This is a genomic window from Pseudomonas sp. 1912-s, assembly GCF_029269205.1.
Classification (GTDB): Bacteria; Pseudomonadota; Gammaproteobacteria; order Pseudomonadales; family Pseudomonadaceae; genus Aquipseudomonas.
Genome location: NZ_JARIXR010000012.1, coordinates 42,075 through 60,310, shown reverse-complemented (window position 1 = coordinate 60,310; position 18,236 = coordinate 42,075). Strand labels below are relative to the sequence as shown.

The window sequence follows — 18,236 nt, the reverse complement described above, 5'->3', positions numbered from 1 at the left end:
GGACGACTCAATGCGCATCCGCAGACGGCTGCTTCGGCGGCTGCACCTTGCGCATCAACGGCACCAGCAACACGGCGACGATGAAGCACACCATGATCATCAGGAACGCGTCCGCATAGGTCAGCGTTTGCGCCTCGCGCCAGGTCAGCGCCCACAGCTGACTCAGCGCGAACTGGCTGGCGTCCAGGCTGTTTTGCCCAAGCAACTGGGCGTTACCTGAAAGCTGCTCAAGCCAGACGTTCATCGATTCGTTCCGGATGTTCAGGTGCTCAGCCAGGCGCAAGAAGTGCAGGTTGGTGCGGTCGTTGAGCACCGTGGCGCAGGCGGCGATGCCGATGGCGCCGCCGAGGTTGCGCATCAGGTTGAACAGGCCCGAGGCGAGTTTCAGCCGGTCGGGGGCCAGTGCGCCGAGGGTCAGGGTGACCACGGGCGGTACTGCCATTTGTTGGGCAAAACCGCGTATGGCCTGGGGCAGCAGCAGCTCCTTGGCACCCCAGTCGTGGGTGATGGGGGAGAAGTCCCACATCGACAGGGCGAACAGCGATAACCCAAACATCAGGATCCAACGCAGGTCGAAACGATTGGCCAGTAGCGCGTACACCGGGATCGCCAGCAACTGGAACACCCCCGTGGAAAACACCGCCAGGCCGATATCCAGCGAGCCGTACCCGCGCACCCGGCCGAGAAACAGCGGTGTGAGGTAGATGGTGGCGAAAATGCCGATGCCGGTGATGAATGAAAACAGGCAGCCCAGGGCGAAGTTTCTGTCCCGCAAGGCGCGTAAATCGACAATCGGCTCCTTGATTTCCAGGCAGCGCCAGATAAACAGCCCGCCGCTGACGGCGGCGATCCAGGCGGTGGTGGAGATGGTGCTGTCACTGAACCAGTTCCAGCGCGGGCCCTCTTCCAGGGTGTACTCCAGGCAGCCGAGAAACACCGCCATCAACGCCATGCCGATATAGTCGGCGCCCTTGAGCAATGACGGGTTGGGGCGGTCGACCTTGACCAGCATCGGCACCGCAAAGGTCACAAACAGGCCGGGCACCAGGTTGATGTAGAACAGCCAGTGCCAGGAGGAAATATCGGTAATCCAGCCGCCCACGGCGGGGCCCAGCGTGGGGGCCAGGGACGCGATGGCGCCGATGGTGGACGCGGCGATCACCCGCTGTTTGCCGTTGAAATACATGAACGCGGTGGTGAACACCAGCGGGATCATCGAGCCCCCCAGAAACCCCTGCAAGGCGCGAAACGCGATCATGCTCTGGATGTTCCAGGCCATCGCGCACAGCAGGCTGGTCAAGGTAAACCCGGCCGCCGAGGCGGCGAACAGCCTGCGCGTGCTCATCACCCGCGAGAGCCAGCCCGACATGGGGATCACGATGATTTCCGCGATCAGGTAGGCGGTCTGTACCCACGCCGTGTCGTCCGCGCCGGCAGACAGCCCGCCGCCGATGTCCTTGAGCGAGGCGGACACGATCTGGATATCGATCAACGCGATGAACATGCCCACGCACATGGTGGCGAAGGCTGCGACCTTTTGCGCCGTGCTGAGGACGGGCAACGGGCTGTTCATAGCTGGGCCTTGAGTGCGCCGGCCTGGTCGTCGAACGCTGCCTGGGTGTTGACCTTGGCCATGACCGACAAGCCCGGGCGCAGGGCGCCAAAGTCGGCGTCGCGGCTATCCAGGCGCACGCGTACCGGCACGCGCTGCACGATCTTGGTGAAGTTGCCGGTGGCGTTTTCCGGTGGCAACACACTGAACTGCGCGCCGGTGGCAGGGGCCAGGCTCTCGATGTGCCCGTGGAATTCGCGACCGGGGAGGATATCGGCGCGGATGCTCACGCTTTGCCCAACCTGCAGGCGGCCCAATTGGTCTTCCTTGAAGTTGGCGTCCACCCACAGCCCCTTCGCCGGCACCACCGAGATCAGTTGGCTGCCGGCCGCGGCGTAGGCACCGACCCTGGCGCGGCGGTTGCCCACATAGCCGTCCACCGGGGCCCGCAGTTCGGTGTAGCTGAGGTTCAACTGCGCCTGGTCGCGTTCGGCCTGCGCCTGTTGCAGTGCGGCGCGAGCCTGGCCGCGCTGGGTTTCAATCACGTCGATTTGCCGGCGTGCCGCCATCAACCCGGCTTGCGCCCGGGAGTGATCGGCGCGGGCGGTCTTCCACACGGCGTTGACCCGTTGCGCGCTTTCGACCGACACGGCCTGGCTGCGCACCAGGTTCTGGTAACGCGTCTGATCGTCGCCGGCCCGTTGCGCCTCGGCGTCGGTGGCGTCGATCTGCGCCCTGGCCTGGTTGATCACCGCCAGTTGCAGCTGTTCGGTGGCGTCCAGGTTGGCGAGCGCGGCCTGTTGCGCAGCCACGGCGCCGTCGGCTTTGGCCAGGGCGGTGCGGTAGTCGCGCACATCGATGCGCGCCAGCACGTCGCCGGCGTGCACGAACTGGTTGTCCTGCACGGCCACTTCGCTGATATAGCCGGGCACTTTGGCGCTGATGACGGTCACATCCGCCCCCACGTAGGCGTCGTCGGTGTCTTCAACAAACCGGCTGACCAGCCACCAGTGGCTGGCGTACCAGACGCCGCCCGCCACGGCCAGGGTCAGCAGCCCCAGGCGCAGCACCTGTTTGCGCCGGGATGTTTTGGTGGGTTCGGGCACAGCGCTGACTTGAGCGTCCATGGCGAAATGACCTCATTGAGTATTAGTGGGGGAAGGGGCTGACCAGTTGGTCTTTTTCGGCGTAGGCCCGGCCGGTTCGCGCGCGCCACAGGGTCAGCGGTTCGGCGTCGGCGGCGACATGCACCCGGTGGCCCTCGCGGGTGATGGGTTTACCGGTGTTGGCGTCCATCAACGCGAGTTTCACGGGGCGCCCGGTGGCTTCATCGGCGAGAAACACCTTGGTCGAGCCTTCGGCATGCCGTGCGCCCCAGGCCATCAGCGTGAGAATGACCTGGCGCAGCTCCCGACCGGCTTCGGTGAGGTGGTACTCGTGGCGTGGCGGGTTGTCCTGGTAGGGGCGCCGCTCCAGCAAACCGTGGGTCACCAGAGTGTTCAGGCGGCGTGTCAGGGTGTTCGAGGCGATCCCGAGGCTCTGGAGGAACTCATCGAAACGGCGCAGCCCGTAGAACGCATCCCGCAGGATCAACAGGCTCCAGCCATCACCAATGTGCTCCAGGGCACGGGCGACCGGGCAGGGCATGGGTTGGAAACTGGCTTTTTTCACGATGATCTCCGGGATCTGTTGCTAAATATTACGAGAGTAATATTGCACAGTGGATTTCATAATGAAAGTCACTCGGAGAAAAATTATTGCACGCACAAAAAAGCCCTGACGGGCAGGGCTTTTCAAAGGAGGTGCCAGCGGATTTTCAGGTTCAAGACACCGTTAATGCTTCCCCGGCGCTGGCCTTGGTCCGCGTTGCGCGCAGCGCCATCACCAGGGCCAACACCGGTGCCAGGGTAAACAGGGCGAACAGCCAACGCGCCGCATTGGCGACGCCGGCAGTGCTTGCCACGTCATTGATGCCCGCCATGTTCGAGATGACTCCCGCCAAGGCCGCGCCCATGGCCATGGCGAACAGTTGCAGGGTGGTGATCGACGACGCCGCCGTGTCCTTATCCTGTTCCGACGCCACTTGCAGAATGCGCGTCAGCAGGTGCGGCCAGCCCAGGCCGATGCCGAAACCCACCAGGAACAGCCCCAGGCAAATAGGTGCCAGCAGCATCCAATCCCCATGACCGGCGATGGGTGTGGTGATCGCCAGAATCACCAGGCCCGCCACGATAAACAGCGGCCCGGCGAGGATGGCGCGGTGTGGACCACGGCCGGTCCAGCCGGAGCTGAGGATTTCCGCGACAGTCCAGCCGGCCGCCATCAGCGCCGCCATGTAGCCGGCAATCAACGGTGACTGGCCATGCAGGTGCTGCAGAAAGTACGGCATGAAAATCTCGCTGCTCATGCCGATCACCAGCAAGCAGGTGGTCGCATACAGCGCGCAGAGCGGGGTGCTGAACTTCAATGCATCCCTGGGCAACAGGCGGACCGTGGCGTTGGACTCCTTGCGGATCAGCAGCCACACCAGCACGGCACAGATCGCGATGCCCAGCAGGTTCCAGCTCGGCAGCGACGAGACGCTGCCCGCACACACCGCCAACACCGCGCCGGCCAACAGCACCAGTTGCGGTACCGGCAAACGGGCGGTAGCCGTCGCTGCAGTATCGCGTGGGGGCAGGGCGCGACTGGTGAGCACCATGTACGCCAGGCTCACCGGCACCATCGCGCCGAAGGCCAGGCGCCAGGCGTCCATCTCGGCAAACACGCCGCCCACCGCCGGCCCGACCAGCGTCGCCACGCCCCACATGCCCGACACCAGCGCCATTGCCCGCGGCCACAAACGCTCTTCGAATACCCACTGGATCATCGAATAACACAAGGCCAACAAGACCCCGCCGCCCAAGCCCTGGATGAAACGCCCCGCGAGCATCACCGGCATGCTCGGCGCCAGCGCGCAGATCAACACGCCCACCATGAACACCAGCGTCGCCACGGCATACGCCAGCCTTGGGCCGGTGCGTTGCAGCAATTTGGAGGTGAGTGCGGAACCGAGGATCGAGGCCACCACGTACAGCGTGGTACTCCAGGCGTACAGCTCCAGGCCGCCGATTTCGGCGACCACTGACGGCAGGATGGTGGTGGCGATGTAGGTGTTGGTGGCATAGAGCGCTATGCCACCTGAGAGGGCGATGGAACGGGTGGCGTTCTTGCCGCGGAGCAACTCGCCCCAACTGCTGTCTTGGGTGTGCATCAACGATTCCTTGTAATGCATTCGCGGCGCAAGCCGGCGAAAGGCATAAGCATCAGGCTTGGTTTAATTAACCAAGTTTATGCTTGGAATATTGAAGCGAGGCTGATTATTTTGCAAGCGATGACTTGGCGTTTCGTGGAAACCCATCCTTCACGCCTGCGCCACCTCACGACCCGTACGTGAACCCGCACGTCGCGAGCGCCAGCCGAGAACCAGCACCATCAGCAAGCCCAGGCCCGCCATGATTGCGCCAGCCAGGGAAATCGCGGGGTAGCCCAATCCCGCGTTGAGCACCGCCCCACCCAGCGCCGCGCCGATGGCATTGCCGAAGTTGAACGCGCCGATGTTCATGGCGGATGCCAGGTTCGGTGCATCCTTGGCCGCTTCCATCACGCGCATCTGCAACGGTGGCACCAGCGCAAAGCTGGCTGCGCCCCACAACAGGATCGACAAGGCGGCGGGCAATGGCCATTGCATGAGTACCGAGAACGCCAGCAGCACGGCAATCAGCACCACGAGGGATGTGATCAAGGTGCGGTCCACCGAACGGTCCGCCGATTTGCCGCCCCAGACGTTGCCAAGGGTCAGGCCGATGCCGAACAGCACGAGCATCCCGGTGACGAAGTTGGTCGAGGCATGGGTGACATCCCGCAGAATCGGCGCGATGTAGGTGAACACCGTGAACATCGCACTGGAGCCCACAACGGTCAGAGCCAGCGCGGCAAGCACCGGACCACGGCCCAGCACGCGGATCTCGGCCATCAGGCTGCCGCCTTTGGGGGCCGGCGCATTCGGCAGCGCCCACCACAGGGCGGCCATGACCATCGCGCCGAGCCCGCTGATGCCCCAGAACGCGGTACGCCAGCCGAAGTTCTCACCGAACCAGGTGGCCAGGGGCACGCCGCCAATGGTTGCCAGGGTCAGCCCCAGGAACATCGCCGCGACGGCCCCCGCGCGTTTGTCTGGCGCCACCACGCTCGCGGCCACGATCGAGCCGATGCCGAAGAATGCACCGTGGTTCAACGAGGTCACCAGCCGCGCCATCATCAGGGTCTGATAGTCGGGCGCCAACGCCGACAGCAGGTTACCCAGGGTGAAGATCGCCATCAGGCCGATCAGCAGGTAACGGCGTGGAACCCTGGCGGTCGCGAGGGTCATGATCGGCGCGCCGATCAGCACGCCCATGGCGTAGGCGCTCACCAGCAACCCGGCGGCGGGAATGGACACATCAAGATCGCTGGCGATCCCGGGCAACATGCCCATGGGGGCAAACTCCGTGACACCGATGCCGAAGGCGCCGATGGACAGTGCTAAAAGCGGTGGGTTGATACGCATGGGTGACTCCTCATCTGTGTGCCAAATGCTACAATCCTGCCTTTTCCAGCAGTAGCCCCAGATGGGCCACGACAGCTTTGCGTGGAGCGCACAAATGGACATAGGCGGGCGGTCAGGGGAGATGGCGGTATTTGCCAGGGTGGCGGAGCAGGGCAGCCTGTCGGGCGCGGCGCGTGCCTTGAGCCTCACGCCGTCGTCGGTCAGTCGGATCATCGCGCGCATCGAGCGGCGAATCGGTACCCGGCTGCTGCTGCGTACCACCCGGGCGATCACGCTCACCGCCGAGGGCGAGGCCTACCTGCGCGGCGCACGGCGCATCCTGGCAGACATGGCGGAAATCGAAGACGCAATCACCGACCAGGGCGTGCCCCGGGGGCGTTTGAGAGTCAGCGCGGCGCTGGCCCACGGGCGGCTGTCGATCGTGCCGCTGATTGCCGCATTCAGCGCGCGCTACCCGGCCATCGTGGTGGATCTGCTGCTGGGGGATGAAGTCGTGGACATCCTGGGTGGGCAAGCGGACGTGGCGATTCGCTTTGGCCTGTTGGCCGACAGCCCGTTGACCGCGCGCCTGATCGGGTCTACCGGGCAGCTCATCGTGGCCTCACCGGACTATCTGCTGCGCAACGGCACACCGCTGGTGCCCCAAGACTTACTCGACCACAACTGCCTGCGTTTCAACTTTCGCCGGGCAGCGCCCGATTGGCCGTTTCGCCAGGACGGGCGCGATTTTTCGCTGAAAGTCGCCGGTACGATCGAGGGCAACAGTGGGGAAGCGTTGTCCCAGTTGGCGAGGCTGGGCGCAGGCATTGCGCGCATTGGCGCGTTCAGCGTGGCCGACGATGTGAAAAGCGGCCATCTGGTGCCGCTGCTTGAAGCCTATAACCCGGGAGACCGCGAGCCGATTCACGCGGTGTTCGTCGGCGGCGCGGCGATGCCGGCGCGGGTGCGGGCGTTTGTCGATTTTTTGGTGGAGCATCATCAGGCGTGAACGGGCACTTCACACCGTCAGTTTCCGACTGAACTTGGTTTCCATCACGATGTGGGAAGCCGTGTGCGCTACCCCCTTGATCATGTTGATCCGGGTGAGCTCGGCGTTGAGTTCACTCAAGGTCGTAGTGGCCAGGTGAATGATGAAGTCGGACTCACCCGAGACCGCATACACGGCCTGCACCGCTTCCATCTTGCGCAGCGAGGTCATGACATCGGTGTAGCTCTTGTTGGTGCAGGAGGTCATGGTGAAGCAATTGATCGTCTGCTGAAGCCGGTCCTGGTCGATGCGCACGCTGTAGCCGGTGATGACCCCGGCCTTTTCCAGGCGGGTGATCCGCTCCTGCACTGAAGAGCGCGACACCCCGAGCTTGCGGGCCAATGACGCGGTGGGTTCGCGTGCGTTGGCCTGCAGCAGGCCAAGCAACTGCCGGTCCTTGTCGGTGAGGTTAAACAGTGGACCGGGATTCTGCGTTTCCATGGACACGTCCTTGACCTCGCTCGGGTTCAGTTCTTGTGAGTTGCCCTGTGTTGCGAACGCCTTTCCTGGAACATGTCCATCATCTTCAGGCCCGCGTACACCGTTTGTGCGGCCGCCGGACCGAGGGGGCCGCCGTTCCATTCCAGGCCGTAGGCATCAAACAGACGGTAGCGATCGGTTTCGCCACAAATCGCCTCGGCGATGACGCGTGCGCCGATCGGCGCGGTGTTCATACCATGGCCACCAAATGATGTACATGTCCACAAGCCTTTCCCGAGCGGGCCAATGTGCGGCATTTTATGCCGCGCATAGCCCATCAGCCCGGACCAGGCTTTTTCGATCTGGAGGCCGCGCAACTGTGGGTAAACGTCGAGGATGTCTTGTGTCAGCAACTGCCCCAGGCGTTTTTCATCTTGCAGGTTGCGGGTGGTGATGCGACCGCCCCACAGCAGGCGGTCACCCTCGACGATTCGGTAATAGTCCGAAGCCCGACGGTTATCGCCCACTGCATCGCTGGTACAGACGGCCTCCGCCAGGCGATCGCCCAGATGCTCGGTCAGCACTGCGTAGGTTGCGATGGGCAGGAAGGCGCGGCGCAGTTTGCCGAACTCCGGCCCGCCGTAGCCGCCGCAGCAGTACACCACCTGGGCACAATCGACGCTGCCCTGATCGGTGACGACCCGGTGTCGTCCGTTGCGGCTTTCGACGCGGGTCATGGGCGAGCGTTCATGGATTTTTCCGCCGCTGGCTTCGATAAGCCGGGCCAGGCCGAGGCAGTAATTCAAAGGGTGGAAGTGAAAGCCATGGTTGTCTCGCAGTGCCTGGAAATACCGCTCGGTCTTGAGCTTTTCGCGCACCGCCTGGCGGTCCAGGTAGTCGAGGTGAAAGTCGAAATCCGCGGCCATTTTGTCGCGCATGCGCTGCAGGTTCTCGCCATCCTCGTAGCGAACCACGCTCAGTTTTCCGGGCGTGGGTGTACAGCCCGGGAATTGATGAGCGGCGAGCATGCCCCGAACAATATCGACGCCTTCAAGCGACAGTTTGAACAGCGCGGCAGCTGTCGGTTTGCCGCAGCGCCGTTCGATGGAGGACAACCCTTCAGACCAGCCTTGAAGCACAAAACCGCCATTGCGCCCCGACGCTCCCCAGGCCACACGGCCCGCATCGAGCAGCACCACGGACTGCCCGCGCGAAACCAGCTCCCACGCGGTACTCAACCCCGCCAGCCCGGCGCCGATGACGCACACATCGGCCTGGACATTGCCTGACAGCGCCGCACGCTCAGTCGTGTCGCGCATCGTGGCGGTGTAGTAGTTGTTGTTGTAGGTGTACATGAAGTCCGTCGTCCTTTTTTCGCGGCGCTGGCGTACAGCGCGCCGCGTCGAGGACGGGCGCCTGTGTGGCCTGTGGGGTTTTTATTGCACTTGGGTGAGGTCGGCGCCGTACCATTTTTCAGACAGCTGCTTGAGCGTGCCGTCGGCTTTCATGTCGGCGACGATCTTGGTCAGCGCGCTGTTGAACGCGTCATCGCCCTTGTCCACGGCGATGGCCAGGGGCTCGTAGTAGGCCGGTTTGCCTTCCACCCTGACGATGGGATAGCCATTCTTGATGGCCGCGACGATGGTTGGAAGCGCGGACAGGGTAGCGTCCAGGCGGACCCCGTTACCCATGCGCAGGTCATCCAGCGGGCCCATGCTGTCGCCGTACGTGCGAACCTCGCCGGGTGTGACGTCATAGGTAAACGGCGGCACATCGGCGGCGTCGATCTTGAGGCGACGATTGATGTAGTCCTCCGAAGTCGTACCGGCCTCGACGCCGATAATCTTGCCGTTCAGGTCCGCCAATTTGGCTGCGGCAGCGTCCTTGTGCACGGCAAATACATACGGCGTGTAGTAGTAGATCGCGGGAAAGTCGAGCACCCGGGTGCGCTCGGTGGTGGGGGTCATGGAGCCCACCGACAAGTCCCAGCGGTTCGACCAGCGGCCTGCGGTGATGATCCCGTACTCGGGCGTCACGAAGTCGACTTTGCTGCCCAGGCGTTTGCCGATCTCGCTGGCGACGTCGATATCAAACCCTTGCAGTTTATTGTCCGGCCCCAGGAACGATTGCGGTGGCCAGTTGGCGGAGGTGGCCACTTTGATCACCTTGGTTTCATGGATACGGTCAAGGGTCGAGCCCGCCCAGGCGGTGCCTGTGAGGCCGGCGAGGGCGGTGGCGACAGTGGCTGCGGCGACGAAGCGGGTGAGCGAGATCATGGGTAAGCCTCCAGATATCGTGAGTGCGGATTTTTGTTGTTTTGGTCGATGTCCGACGATGCTTCTCAGTGGCTGAGAATCTGCGACAGGAATTCCCGGGCACGCTCGTGCTGCGGGTTGTCAAAAAACTCGGTGGGCTTGGCCTGCTCGATGATGCAGCCCTGGTCCATGAAGATGATTCGGTCGGCAACCCGTCGCGCGAACCCCATCTCGTGGGTGACGCAGACCATGGTGATGCCGTCCTGGGCCAGTTCGCCCATCACGTCCAGCACTTCCTTGACCATCTCCGGGTCAAGGGCGGAAGTGGGTTCATCGAACAGCATGATGCGCGGGCGCATGCACAGGGCGCGGGCAATGGCCACGCGCTGCTGCTGGCCGCCCGAGAGCTGGCTGGGGTATTTGTCGGCCTGGTTCCCGATGCGCACCCGGTCAAGGTATTCATACGCCAGTTCCCGCGCCTGCAACTCGCTGAGTTTGCTCACCAGGCGCGGCCCCACCATGAGGTTTTCCAGCACTGTCATGTGCGGGAACAGGTTGAACTGCTGGAACACCATGCCCACCTGGCGCCGTATGCCCGCCACGCAGGCGGCATCACGGGTCAACTCGGTGCCTTCGATAAACACGTGGCCTTTCTGGAAGTCTTCCAGCAGGTTCAGGCAGCGAATCAAGGTGGACTTGCCGGAACCCGACGGCCCGCACACCACCACGATTTCACCGCTGGCAATGTGCAGGTCGATGCCCTTGAGCACATAAAAATCGCCATACCATTTGTGCATGTCTTGAATCGAGATGGCGGGATACGGAGCAGGGGCTACTGAAGGCTGATTCATCGTCATGCTCCTGGTTCAGCGATGGGCGCGGTTGAAGTGTTTTTCCAGGCGGGCCTGAACGGTTTCCAGCACGATCGACAGCAGCCAATACAGCACGGCGGCAGTGATGAGCATCTCCAGGTGGCGGAACTCGGCGCGTCCCTGGGTTCGCGCGAGGAACATGAGCTCCCAGACCCCGATCACCGACACCAGCGAACTGTCCTTGAGCATCGAGATGAACTGGTTGCCTGTTGGCGGAATGATCAGCCGCATGGACTGCGGAAGAATCACCCGGGTCATGGTCTGGAAAGGATTCAGGCCAATCGCCCGCGACGCCTCCCACTGGCCCCGCGAGATACTGCTGATACCGGCACGGAAGATCTCCGTCATGTAGGCGCCATAACACAGCGAGAGCGCCAGGATGCCTGCCGGAACCGCCCCGACGACATAACCGAGTTGAGGAATGCCCAGGTAAATCAGATAGATCTGGATGAGCAGCGGAACGCCGCGGAAAAACGAGGTGTAGAAGCTGGCAATCGCAATCGCGAAGCCGTTGGAAGACAAGCGTGCGGTGGCGCCCAACAAGGCCAGGACGAACGCAATCGCAATCGAAATCGCCGACACATAGACGGTGGTGAACACCCCTTGGGTGATCATGAAACCGATTTTGGTCGCGATAAAACTGTAGGAAAGGTTGAAGGTGTCGAAGAACAACAGGAACAGTACCAACAACTCGCACCACACCGTGATGATCTGCGCGCGCAAGGGAAAGCGGCCGAGGATGAACAGGTTCAGCACCACCGTCAGGGTGAACGTGCCGCCCACCGCAATGTCACGCGCCAGCGGTGCCTTCAGGTCGAGAACGATGGGCCCCATCAAGTGGGAAAGGCGGCCGTCACCCACACCGCAGACCAGCGTGATGATGAAAATCACGACGGCGACTGCGCCCATGAAGGCGGCGCTGTCGGTCATGCGGGTCTTGACGATATGGTCTTTGTACATGGCTTACGCGCCCCGGGGTGAGCCCCTTTATTGTTGTCGGTCCATTATGGGTTGGCGAAATGCCGGGCGGCACCCTGCGGATTGTTGGGATTGGCGGTTTTTATGGGCGTATGTGGGGAGGGGAGCCATACATCTGATGGCTGGAGTCATCAGGTTTTGCCGGCATTCATTTCGCGGCAGACTCATGCGCGTTCATCGCGGGGAGAAAATAGGGGGTCAGACCACCTTCAGGTGATGGTGGTCTGCCCCCCATTCTCACTTGATGAGGTCAGGCCGAGTGGACTTGAGCATCGCTGCGCTGACCGTGCCTTGAACCGAGCAGGTGACCATACCTTTGCTGGTCTTGGTCGCGTCTTGCGGCGCAGGTTCTACCATCAATATCCGTTCTGCCGTATCGGTGACCAACTTGCCTGCATTGTCATCGCCGTTTTCCGGTACCCAGGCTGACTGCTTGTGCGACCAGATTTGCGCGCGGGCGTAAATCCCGTTGGCGCTCTCCAGGTTGCTGCCGGGTACTTTATTCAACTGGGCGTAAAGCTCATCGGGTGCCTGCTGGGTGTAGAAGCCCCAGCCAATGATACGTGAGCCCATCAGGTCCTGGTCTTCCACAAAAAAGCCGGTCAACGCGACACCATTGAGCGTGACCGGCGTGTCGAACACCCACCGCTGCCCCATGTCTGTTTTGGTTCCGCCACTGAACGTCATCTTGCCGTTGGCCAGCGCACTGGGAATGCGTTCCTTGAGACCCGGCTGATTGACCACGGCCAGAGAGTTTTCGTCACAGGCGAGAAACGTTTGCAGTGGGGGCGTGGCGGCGAAGCTGCTGGCGCAAGTCACCAGCGCGGCGAAAGGGAAGAGCAGTTGATGCCATTTCATTGAGTGACTCCTGGGGTAGAAATGAAGACTTTCTATGCGACACCTCAGGAACACGCGAGCCCTGGTGAGTGGGTGGGACTGCGTGTAGCCGAGGATGGGGGGAGTGTTTGTTCTCTGTTAAACGGCCAGCAATTGCAGGCATCGGCCGTTGAGAGTTCCCGTCATCGCCAGTGTGTCGGCAAGGGAGGTGAAGACATGAGTCAGGGGTGTTTAAACCGACTGCGCCAGTAGATTCGTAAAATTGGGTCGCGAAGCGGGCCCGGAAAATGGGACTGCTGCGCAGTCCAGCGCGAGCAAGCTCGCTCACCACAACAAGCTCGCTCACCACAACCAGCGCGCTACCCACAGGGATCGCATTCCGCCAAAGAATAGCTCCTATGCTTTCAGCCTCTCTACTACCGCACCCTGCAAACAGCAATGCTGGTCTGGCGATTAAATCCGGGTGGTCAACCGCCCCCATGCCAGGAACCGAACATGACTCTTCAAGCAAAACTCGATGCCTTCAACGCGGACTTCGTCGCCGGCAAACCACCCTATAACGCGCCGCCCCAGGTGCACGTGGTGATGAAACGCGCCACCGACGAGCTGATCGCCACCGGCCAGGCCAAACGCGCGCTGAAGGTCGGCGACAAGGCCCCGGCCTTCAAGCTCAACGACCCCGACGGCAATCCTGTTTCCTCGGTGGCGTTGTTGGCCAAGGGCCCGCTGGTGATTACCTTCTACCGGGGCGTTTGGTGCCCGTACTGCAACATGGAGCTGCAAGCGCTGGAGGAGGCCTTGCCGGCGTTCCGTGAGCTGGGTGCAAGCCTGGTGGCGATCTCTCCGCAGAACAACGTAAACAGCCGCAAGTCGGTGCGCGAGAACAAACTGAGCTTCCCGATTCTGTCCGACACCCTGAGCGACGTGGCCGATGCCTTCGGGCTGCGTTTCAAATTGCCCGACTATCTGGTGGATTTGTACAAGTCGTTCGGCAATGACCTGCCGGCCTTCAACAACAACCCGGATTGGGTGTTGCCCATGCCGGCGCGCTTCGTGATCGGCCAGGACGGCGTGATCACCTACGCTGAAGTCAACCCGGACTACACCCGTCGCCCGGACCCTTCCGAGTTGCTGCCCGCGTTGCAGGATTAACGGTTTTCCATCAACTGTTCGACAAAGTCGACAAACGCCCGGGCCTTGGCGCTTGCCATGCGCCCGGTGGGGAAGATCGCCCACAGGTCCAGCTCCGGCAGCGCCCAGTCTCCAAGCACCGCCACCACCTCGCCACTCGCCAGCTCAGGGGTGAACATCCATTCTGACGAGATGGTGAGGCTGTAGCCCGACAACACCGCCGTGCGCACACCCTCGGCCGCGCTCACCCGTATACGGCCGGAGAGCGTGGCGGGCTGTTCGGTTCCATCTTTCTTGAAGTGCCATGCGGTGCCACCGCCGCCCAGCGTATAGATCACGGCCTCGTGATCGGCCAGGTCGGCGGGGGATTCGGGCACGCCGCAGCGTTGGAAATACGCCGGCGTCGCCATCACCAACCGCCGGCACTGGGCGATTTTTCTTGCGGTCAGATTCGAATCGATGAGGTTGCCCATGCGCAACGCCACGTCGATCCCTTCTTCAATCAGGTTCATCGAACGGTCGTCCAGGCGCACGTCGACCTCCAGCTGCGGGTGCTGCTCCAGGAACGCGCCAAGGTGGGGAAGAATGTGCAACCGGGCGAAGGTGGTCGCCGCTGAAATCCGCAAGGTGCCGGTCAGCCCGGCCGCCGACCCGCGAGCGGCGAGTTCGGCTTCGTCTGCGCCTTCGATCACCTTTTTGGCGTGCTCGAAAAACAGCGTGCCGGCCTCGGTCGGCGTCAACCCGCGCGTCGAGCGGATCAGCAGGCGTACGCCCAGGTGTTCTTCAAGCTGTGCGATGGTTTTTGAAATGGCGGGTTGCCCGACCTCCAGGCGCCTGGCCGCCGCAGAAAACGAACCGGTCTCTACCACGTAGACATAGGTTTCCATTGCCGCCAGCCGATCCATCCTGTTGTTCCCCGCAATGACTCATCTCTTTGCAGGCAGTCTGCCGGGATTGCCTGGGCCGCGCCAGTGCCTCACGGCTTGCGATAGGCCTTGTAGTCGTTCTGCAAGACGATATGGTCGGCCACGTACTTCGCATCGTGCCAAACACCATAGATGAACGAAGACGCTCGGTTCACCAGGTTGGGCAAACCCAGGAAGTAAATCCCGCTCTCCGCCGAGATCCCGCGCTTATGGAAAGGCTCGCCTTTCTCGTCAAACGCATTCACCTTCAGCCAGCTGAAATCGAAACTGAAACCGGTGGCCCACAGGATCGTGGTCACACCAGCCTCTGCCAGGTCCAGGCTGAGGATCGGGTTCACCAGGCATTGCGGGTCAGCCAGCAGTTCCCACGCTTCAGGCTCCGGCGCAAACTCCAGGCCGTTCTGCTCGATATAGGCGTCGGCGTCCCGCAACACATCAAAGTAGGCACGGTCACCTTCGGCCACGTTGGCCGCGAGCCCCGGCTCAAACTCCATCACGCCTTCATTCCACGCCCGGGTTACGCCCACCAGCGTAATGCCCATGTGCGCCAGGCGGCGGAAGTCGACCGTCTTGCCGCCTTCGTAGCCACTGACGGCGAAGGCCACATGTTTTTTCTTCGGCTGGATTTTGACCTCGTCCCACAAGCCCAGCGCGCCCAGCCACCAGCAGTAATCGCGGCCACGGTAAGCGCGAGGAGGGCGGTAGTGTTCGCCCACCGAGAGGTACACCGTCTTGCCGGCCTTTTGCAGTTCTTCGGCAATCTGCGAGCCGGATGCTCCAGCGCCCACCACCAACACGGCACCTTCAGCCAGTTGGCCGGGATTCTTGTAGGCGGAGGAATGAAGCTGCTGCACCTTGGCGTGTTCCGGCACCAGTTTCGGGATGGACGGCCGTTGGAAGGGGCCCGTTGCGGCAACCACGTTGGTGGCCTCGATCACACCGGTCGAGGTGGTCACCTTGAACCCGGGCCGCCCCACATGCCGCTCCACTTGCTGCACTTCAACCCCGGTGCGCACCGGCGCCTTCAGCATCTGCACGTACTCTTCAAAGTATGCCGCCATGCGCTCTTTCGGCGGGAAGCTCTCCGGGGAAATACCCTCGAATTTCAGGCCGGGAAACCGGTCGTGCCAGGCCGGGCCGTTGGCGACCAGCGAGTCCCAGCGCTCGGACCGCCAGCGCTCGGCGATGCGGTTGCGCTCCAGCACAATGTGCGGCACGCCCATCAGTGAGAGGTGCTCACTCATGGCGACCCCCGCCTGGCCCGCGCCCACCACCAGGGTGTTGATTGTTTCAACTGACATGTGAGCTTCCTAAAGTGAGCAACCATCGACGGCTGCCAGTGTGATCAAGCGCCAGCCAGCCGCAAATGATGCTTTTCGAACGTAGAGGTTAGGCAAAACCAAAGCGCTTCAATCGGTCTCCAGAAGCTCGGCCACCGCTGTCAGGGCCAGGCGATAGCCGAGCGCGCCGAGGCCTGCGATCACGCCGGTGGCCGCTTTGGACACGTAAGAGTGATGACGGAAAGCCTCGCGCTTCCAGATGTTGCTCATGTGGGCTTCGATGATCGGGCCGTCAAACGCCAGCAGCGCATCCAGGATCGGCACCGAGCTGTAGGTCAGGCCGGCGGCGTTGATGATGATCGCGCGGGCGTTGAGGCGAGCCTCCTGAATCCAGTCCACCAGCACACCCTCATGGTTGCTCTGGCGAAACGCCAGGGTCAGGCCCAGCTCCGTGGCGTGGCGCTGGCAGCGTGCTTCGATGCTGGCGAAGCTTTCGCTGCCGTAGGTGCCGTTTTTGTCCAGCCCGTACAGGTTGGCGTTGGGGCCGTTGAGGAAATACACAGTGCGGGGCATGGGACACTCCAGGTCGTCAGGTTGGCTGGCCCGGGTTCCAGTCATCCGGCACCACGGCGATCACGTCGATTTCCATCAGCCACTCCGGCTGGCCCAACCCCGAAATCACCAGGCCGGTGGAGATCGGGAACACGCCCTTGAGCCATTTGCCGACCTCCCGGTACACCGGCTCGCGGTAGCGCGGGTCGATCAGGTAGGTGGTGGTCTTCACGATGTGCGACAGGTCGGAACCGGCTTCTTCCAGCAGTTGCTTGACGTTTTTCATCGCCTGTTCAGCTTGCGCCCGCGGGTCGCCGAGGCCGACCAGGTTGCCCTCGAAATCGGTGCCGATCTGGCCGCGCACATAAATGGTGTTGCCGGCGCGCACGGCCTGGCACAGGTCGTTGTCCAGCGCCTGGTTGGGGTAGGTCTGCTGGGTGTTGAACATGCGAATACGGGTATGGGTGGGCATTGCTGGCAACTCGTCGGGTACGGAATAAATCCAGCTTCACATTGGCCCCGCTCGCGCGAAACCAGCATTTGCGCGAGGTAATGCTTAGGCAAAACCGAAGCGCTGCACCTGAGCTTCGGCGTAGGGCGAAAGCCGCACCCGGCATGAACCATGCACAGCTGTGGTTCAAGCCGTCGGCGCCAGCCGGGTGTCGGCCTGTTGATGGAGTGGAGGCGTGATGCTCAGTCGTATTACCCAGCGCCAACTGGAATATTTCGTGGCTTCCGGTGAGGCAGGCAGCATCAGTGCCGCGTCTGAACGCATTCATGTGTCGTCGCCGTCGATCTCGGCGGCGATCACCCACATGGAGGCCGAGCTGGGCATCCAGCTGTTTGTTCGGCACCACGCCCAGGGCATTTCCCTCACCGCGGTGGGGCGCCAGGTGATGCAAGAGGCCAAGCTGATCCTGGAGCAGATGACCAACCTCTACACCATCGCTTCCGAGTCGCTGAATACCGTGCGCGGCCCGCTGCGGGTGGGGTGCCTGGAATGGCTGGCGCCGATGATCACCCCCGAGCTGGTGTTCGGTTTTGGCCGGGCGTTTCCGGGCGTGCGCCTCACACAGGTCGAGGGCAACCACGAGGAAATGCTGGAAAAACTACGCAGCGCCGAGATCGATATCGCCCTGACCTACGACCTGGTGACCAGTGAGGACATCGACTTCCAGCCGCTGGCGCAACTGCCGCCGTATGTGATGGTGGGTGAGTACCACCCGCTGGCCAGCCTGTCGGCGGTGAGCATGCTCGACCTTGAGGATTACCCGGTGGTGCTGCTGGACACGCCCTGGAGCCGGGAATATTTCCTCAGCTTCTTTATGCAGGCGGGCACCACCCCGAACATCATCATGCGCTCCAGCAACCTTGAAACCGTGCGTTCCATGGTCGCCAATGGCATCGGCTATTCCTTCGCGAACGCCCGGCCCAAAGCCAACCTTTCCCAGGACGGCAAGCGCTTGATCCGCCTGCGGTTGTCCGGCCCGCACCGGCCGATGCAGCTGGGGTATGCCACGGCGAGCAATACCCAATTGTCCCGGGTGGTGTCGGCGTTTGCCGAGCGTTGCCGCATGTTCGTTTCAGACCAGTACATCCCGGGCATGGCAGCCCCCAGTTTTTTCGATGCCCATGCGGTGCGCGGCCTTAACACGGTGAGCTGAACGGCCTGCTTTCTTGCTTTTCTGTGGGAGCTGGCTTGCCTGCGATGCGGGCACCTCGGCCTTGCAGGTACACCGCGGCGATGCCATCGCAGGCAAGCCAGCTCCCACAAGGGATTGTGTTTGCAGCGCACCAAAAGGTGGCGCCGGCATGCAG

18 protein-coding genes are annotated in these 18,236 nt (G+C 62.5%); 3 read left to right on the top strand and 15 right to left on the bottom strand.

Features of this window, described 5'->3' with window-relative positions; genetic code table 11:
* Positions 1-7: 7 nt before the first annotated feature.
* From P3C29_RS17025 to P3C29_RS17005, 5 genes are all read right to left on the bottom strand, one after another.
* Complete coding sequence (locus tag P3C29_RS17025) at positions 8-1,573, bottom strand: DHA2 family efflux MFS transporter permease subunit (RefSeq protein ID WP_275964975.1); 1,566 nt, start codon at positions 1,571-1,573, stop codon at positions 8-10.
* Positions 1,570-2,679, bottom strand: a complete 1,110-nt coding sequence (locus P3C29_RS17020) for an HlyD family secretion protein (RefSeq protein WP_275964974.1) — start codon at positions 2,677-2,679, stop codon at positions 1,570-1,572. Before P3C29_RS17020 ends, P3C29_RS17025 begins: the two co-directional genes overlap by 4 nt.
* A gap of 22 nt (positions 2,680-2,701) precedes the next feature.
* A complete protein-coding gene (locus P3C29_RS17015; RefSeq protein WP_275964973.1) occupies positions 2,702-3,223 on the bottom strand; it encodes a helix-turn-helix domain-containing protein in 522 nt (173 codons plus the stop codon).
* A 151-nt stretch (positions 3,224-3,374) separates the two neighbouring features.
* Positions 3,375-4,805 carry an MFS transporter gene (locus tag P3C29_RS17010; protein WP_275964972.1) on the bottom strand — a complete coding sequence of 477 codons (1,431 nt, stop codon included), beginning with the start codon at positions 4,803-4,805 and terminating at the stop codon, positions 3,375-3,377.
* Between the two features lie 150 nt (positions 4,806-4,955).
* Complete coding sequence (locus P3C29_RS17005) at positions 4,956-6,140, bottom strand: MFS transporter (RefSeq protein WP_169388911.1); 1,185 nt, start codon at positions 6,138-6,140, stop codon at positions 4,956-4,958.
* A 94-nt stretch (positions 6,141-6,234) separates the two neighbouring features.
* On the opposite strand from P3C29_RS17005, the gene P3C29_RS17000 reads away from it, so the two are divergent.
* Positions 6,235-7,128, top strand: a complete 894-nt coding sequence (locus P3C29_RS17000; RefSeq protein ID WP_275964971.1) for a LysR substrate-binding domain-containing protein — start codon at positions 6,235-6,237, stop codon at positions 7,126-7,128.
* Positions 7,129-7,137: 9 nt separating this feature from the next.
* Here the strand turns inward: P3C29_RS17000 and P3C29_RS16995 are convergent, their stop codons facing one another.
* The 6 genes from P3C29_RS16995 to P3C29_RS16970 all read right to left on the bottom strand — a co-directional run bounded on the left by P3C29_RS16995 (position 7,138) and on the right by P3C29_RS16970 (position 12,550).
* A complete protein-coding gene (locus tag P3C29_RS16995) occupies positions 7,138-7,608 on the bottom strand; it encodes an Lrp/AsnC family transcriptional regulator (protein ID WP_010172103.1) in 471 nt (156 codons plus the stop codon).
* 26 nt (positions 7,609-7,634) lie between these two features.
* Complete coding sequence (locus P3C29_RS16990; protein WP_275964970.1) at positions 7,635-8,942, bottom strand: FAD-binding oxidoreductase; 1,308 nt, start codon at positions 8,940-8,942, stop codon at positions 7,635-7,637.
* Positions 8,943-9,023: 81 nt separating this feature from the next.
* A complete protein-coding gene (locus P3C29_RS16985) occupies positions 9,024-9,863 on the bottom strand; it encodes a transporter substrate-binding domain-containing protein (RefSeq protein ID WP_275964969.1) in 840 nt (279 codons plus the stop codon).
* A gap of 65 nt (positions 9,864-9,928) precedes the next feature.
* The gene (locus P3C29_RS16980; RefSeq protein ID WP_201124579.1) at positions 9,929-10,693 is read right to left on the bottom strand and encodes an amino acid ABC transporter ATP-binding protein; all 765 of its coding nucleotides are present in this window, start codon (positions 10,691-10,693) and stop codon (positions 9,929-9,931) included.
* Between the two features lie 15 nt (positions 10,694-10,708).
* Positions 10,709-11,674, bottom strand: a complete 966-nt coding sequence (locus P3C29_RS16975) for an amino acid ABC transporter permease (protein ID WP_201124578.1) — start codon at positions 11,672-11,674, stop codon at positions 10,709-10,711.
* Between the two features lie 255 nt (positions 11,675-11,929).
* A complete protein-coding gene (locus P3C29_RS16970) occupies positions 11,930-12,550 on the bottom strand; it encodes a hypothetical protein (RefSeq protein WP_275964967.1) in 621 nt (206 codons plus the stop codon).
* Between the two features lie 474 nt (positions 12,551-13,024).
* On the opposite strand from P3C29_RS16970, the gene P3C29_RS16965 reads away from it, so the two are divergent.
* The gene (locus P3C29_RS16965; RefSeq protein ID WP_275964966.1) at positions 13,025-13,681 is read left to right on the top strand and encodes a peroxiredoxin-like family protein; all 657 of its coding nucleotides are present in this window, start codon (positions 13,025-13,027) and stop codon (positions 13,679-13,681) included.
* Here P3C29_RS16965 and P3C29_RS16960 read toward each other — a convergent pair.
* The 4 genes from P3C29_RS16960 to P3C29_RS16945 form a co-directional block, all read right to left on the bottom strand.
* Entirely contained in the window at positions 13,678-14,565 is an 888-nt protein-coding gene (locus P3C29_RS16960; protein WP_275964965.1) for a LysR family transcriptional regulator, read from the bottom strand. The genes P3C29_RS16965 and P3C29_RS16960 overlap by 4 nt on opposite strands.
* A gap of 71 nt (positions 14,566-14,636) precedes the next feature.
* Entirely contained in the window at positions 14,637-15,887 is a 1,251-nt protein-coding gene (locus P3C29_RS16955; RefSeq protein WP_275964964.1) for an NAD(P)/FAD-dependent oxidoreductase, read from the bottom strand.
* A gap of 108 nt (positions 15,888-15,995) precedes the next feature.
* Positions 15,996-16,439, bottom strand: coding sequence for a type II 3-dehydroquinate dehydratase (locus P3C29_RS16950; RefSeq protein ID WP_169388903.1), 444 nt, complete (start codon positions 16,437-16,439; stop codon positions 15,996-15,998).
* Between the two features lie 16 nt (positions 16,440-16,455).
* Positions 16,456-16,890, bottom strand: coding sequence for a RidA family protein (locus tag P3C29_RS16945; protein WP_010172082.1), 435 nt, complete (start codon positions 16,888-16,890; stop codon positions 16,456-16,458).
* 217 nt (positions 16,891-17,107) lie between these two features.
* Here P3C29_RS16945 and P3C29_RS16940 point away from each other — a divergent pair, with 217 nt between their 5' ends.
* Complete coding sequence (locus tag P3C29_RS16940; protein WP_275964963.1) at positions 17,108-18,082, top strand: LysR family transcriptional regulator; 975 nt, start codon at positions 17,108-17,110, stop codon at positions 18,080-18,082.
* Positions 18,083-18,236 lie beyond the last annotated feature (154 nt).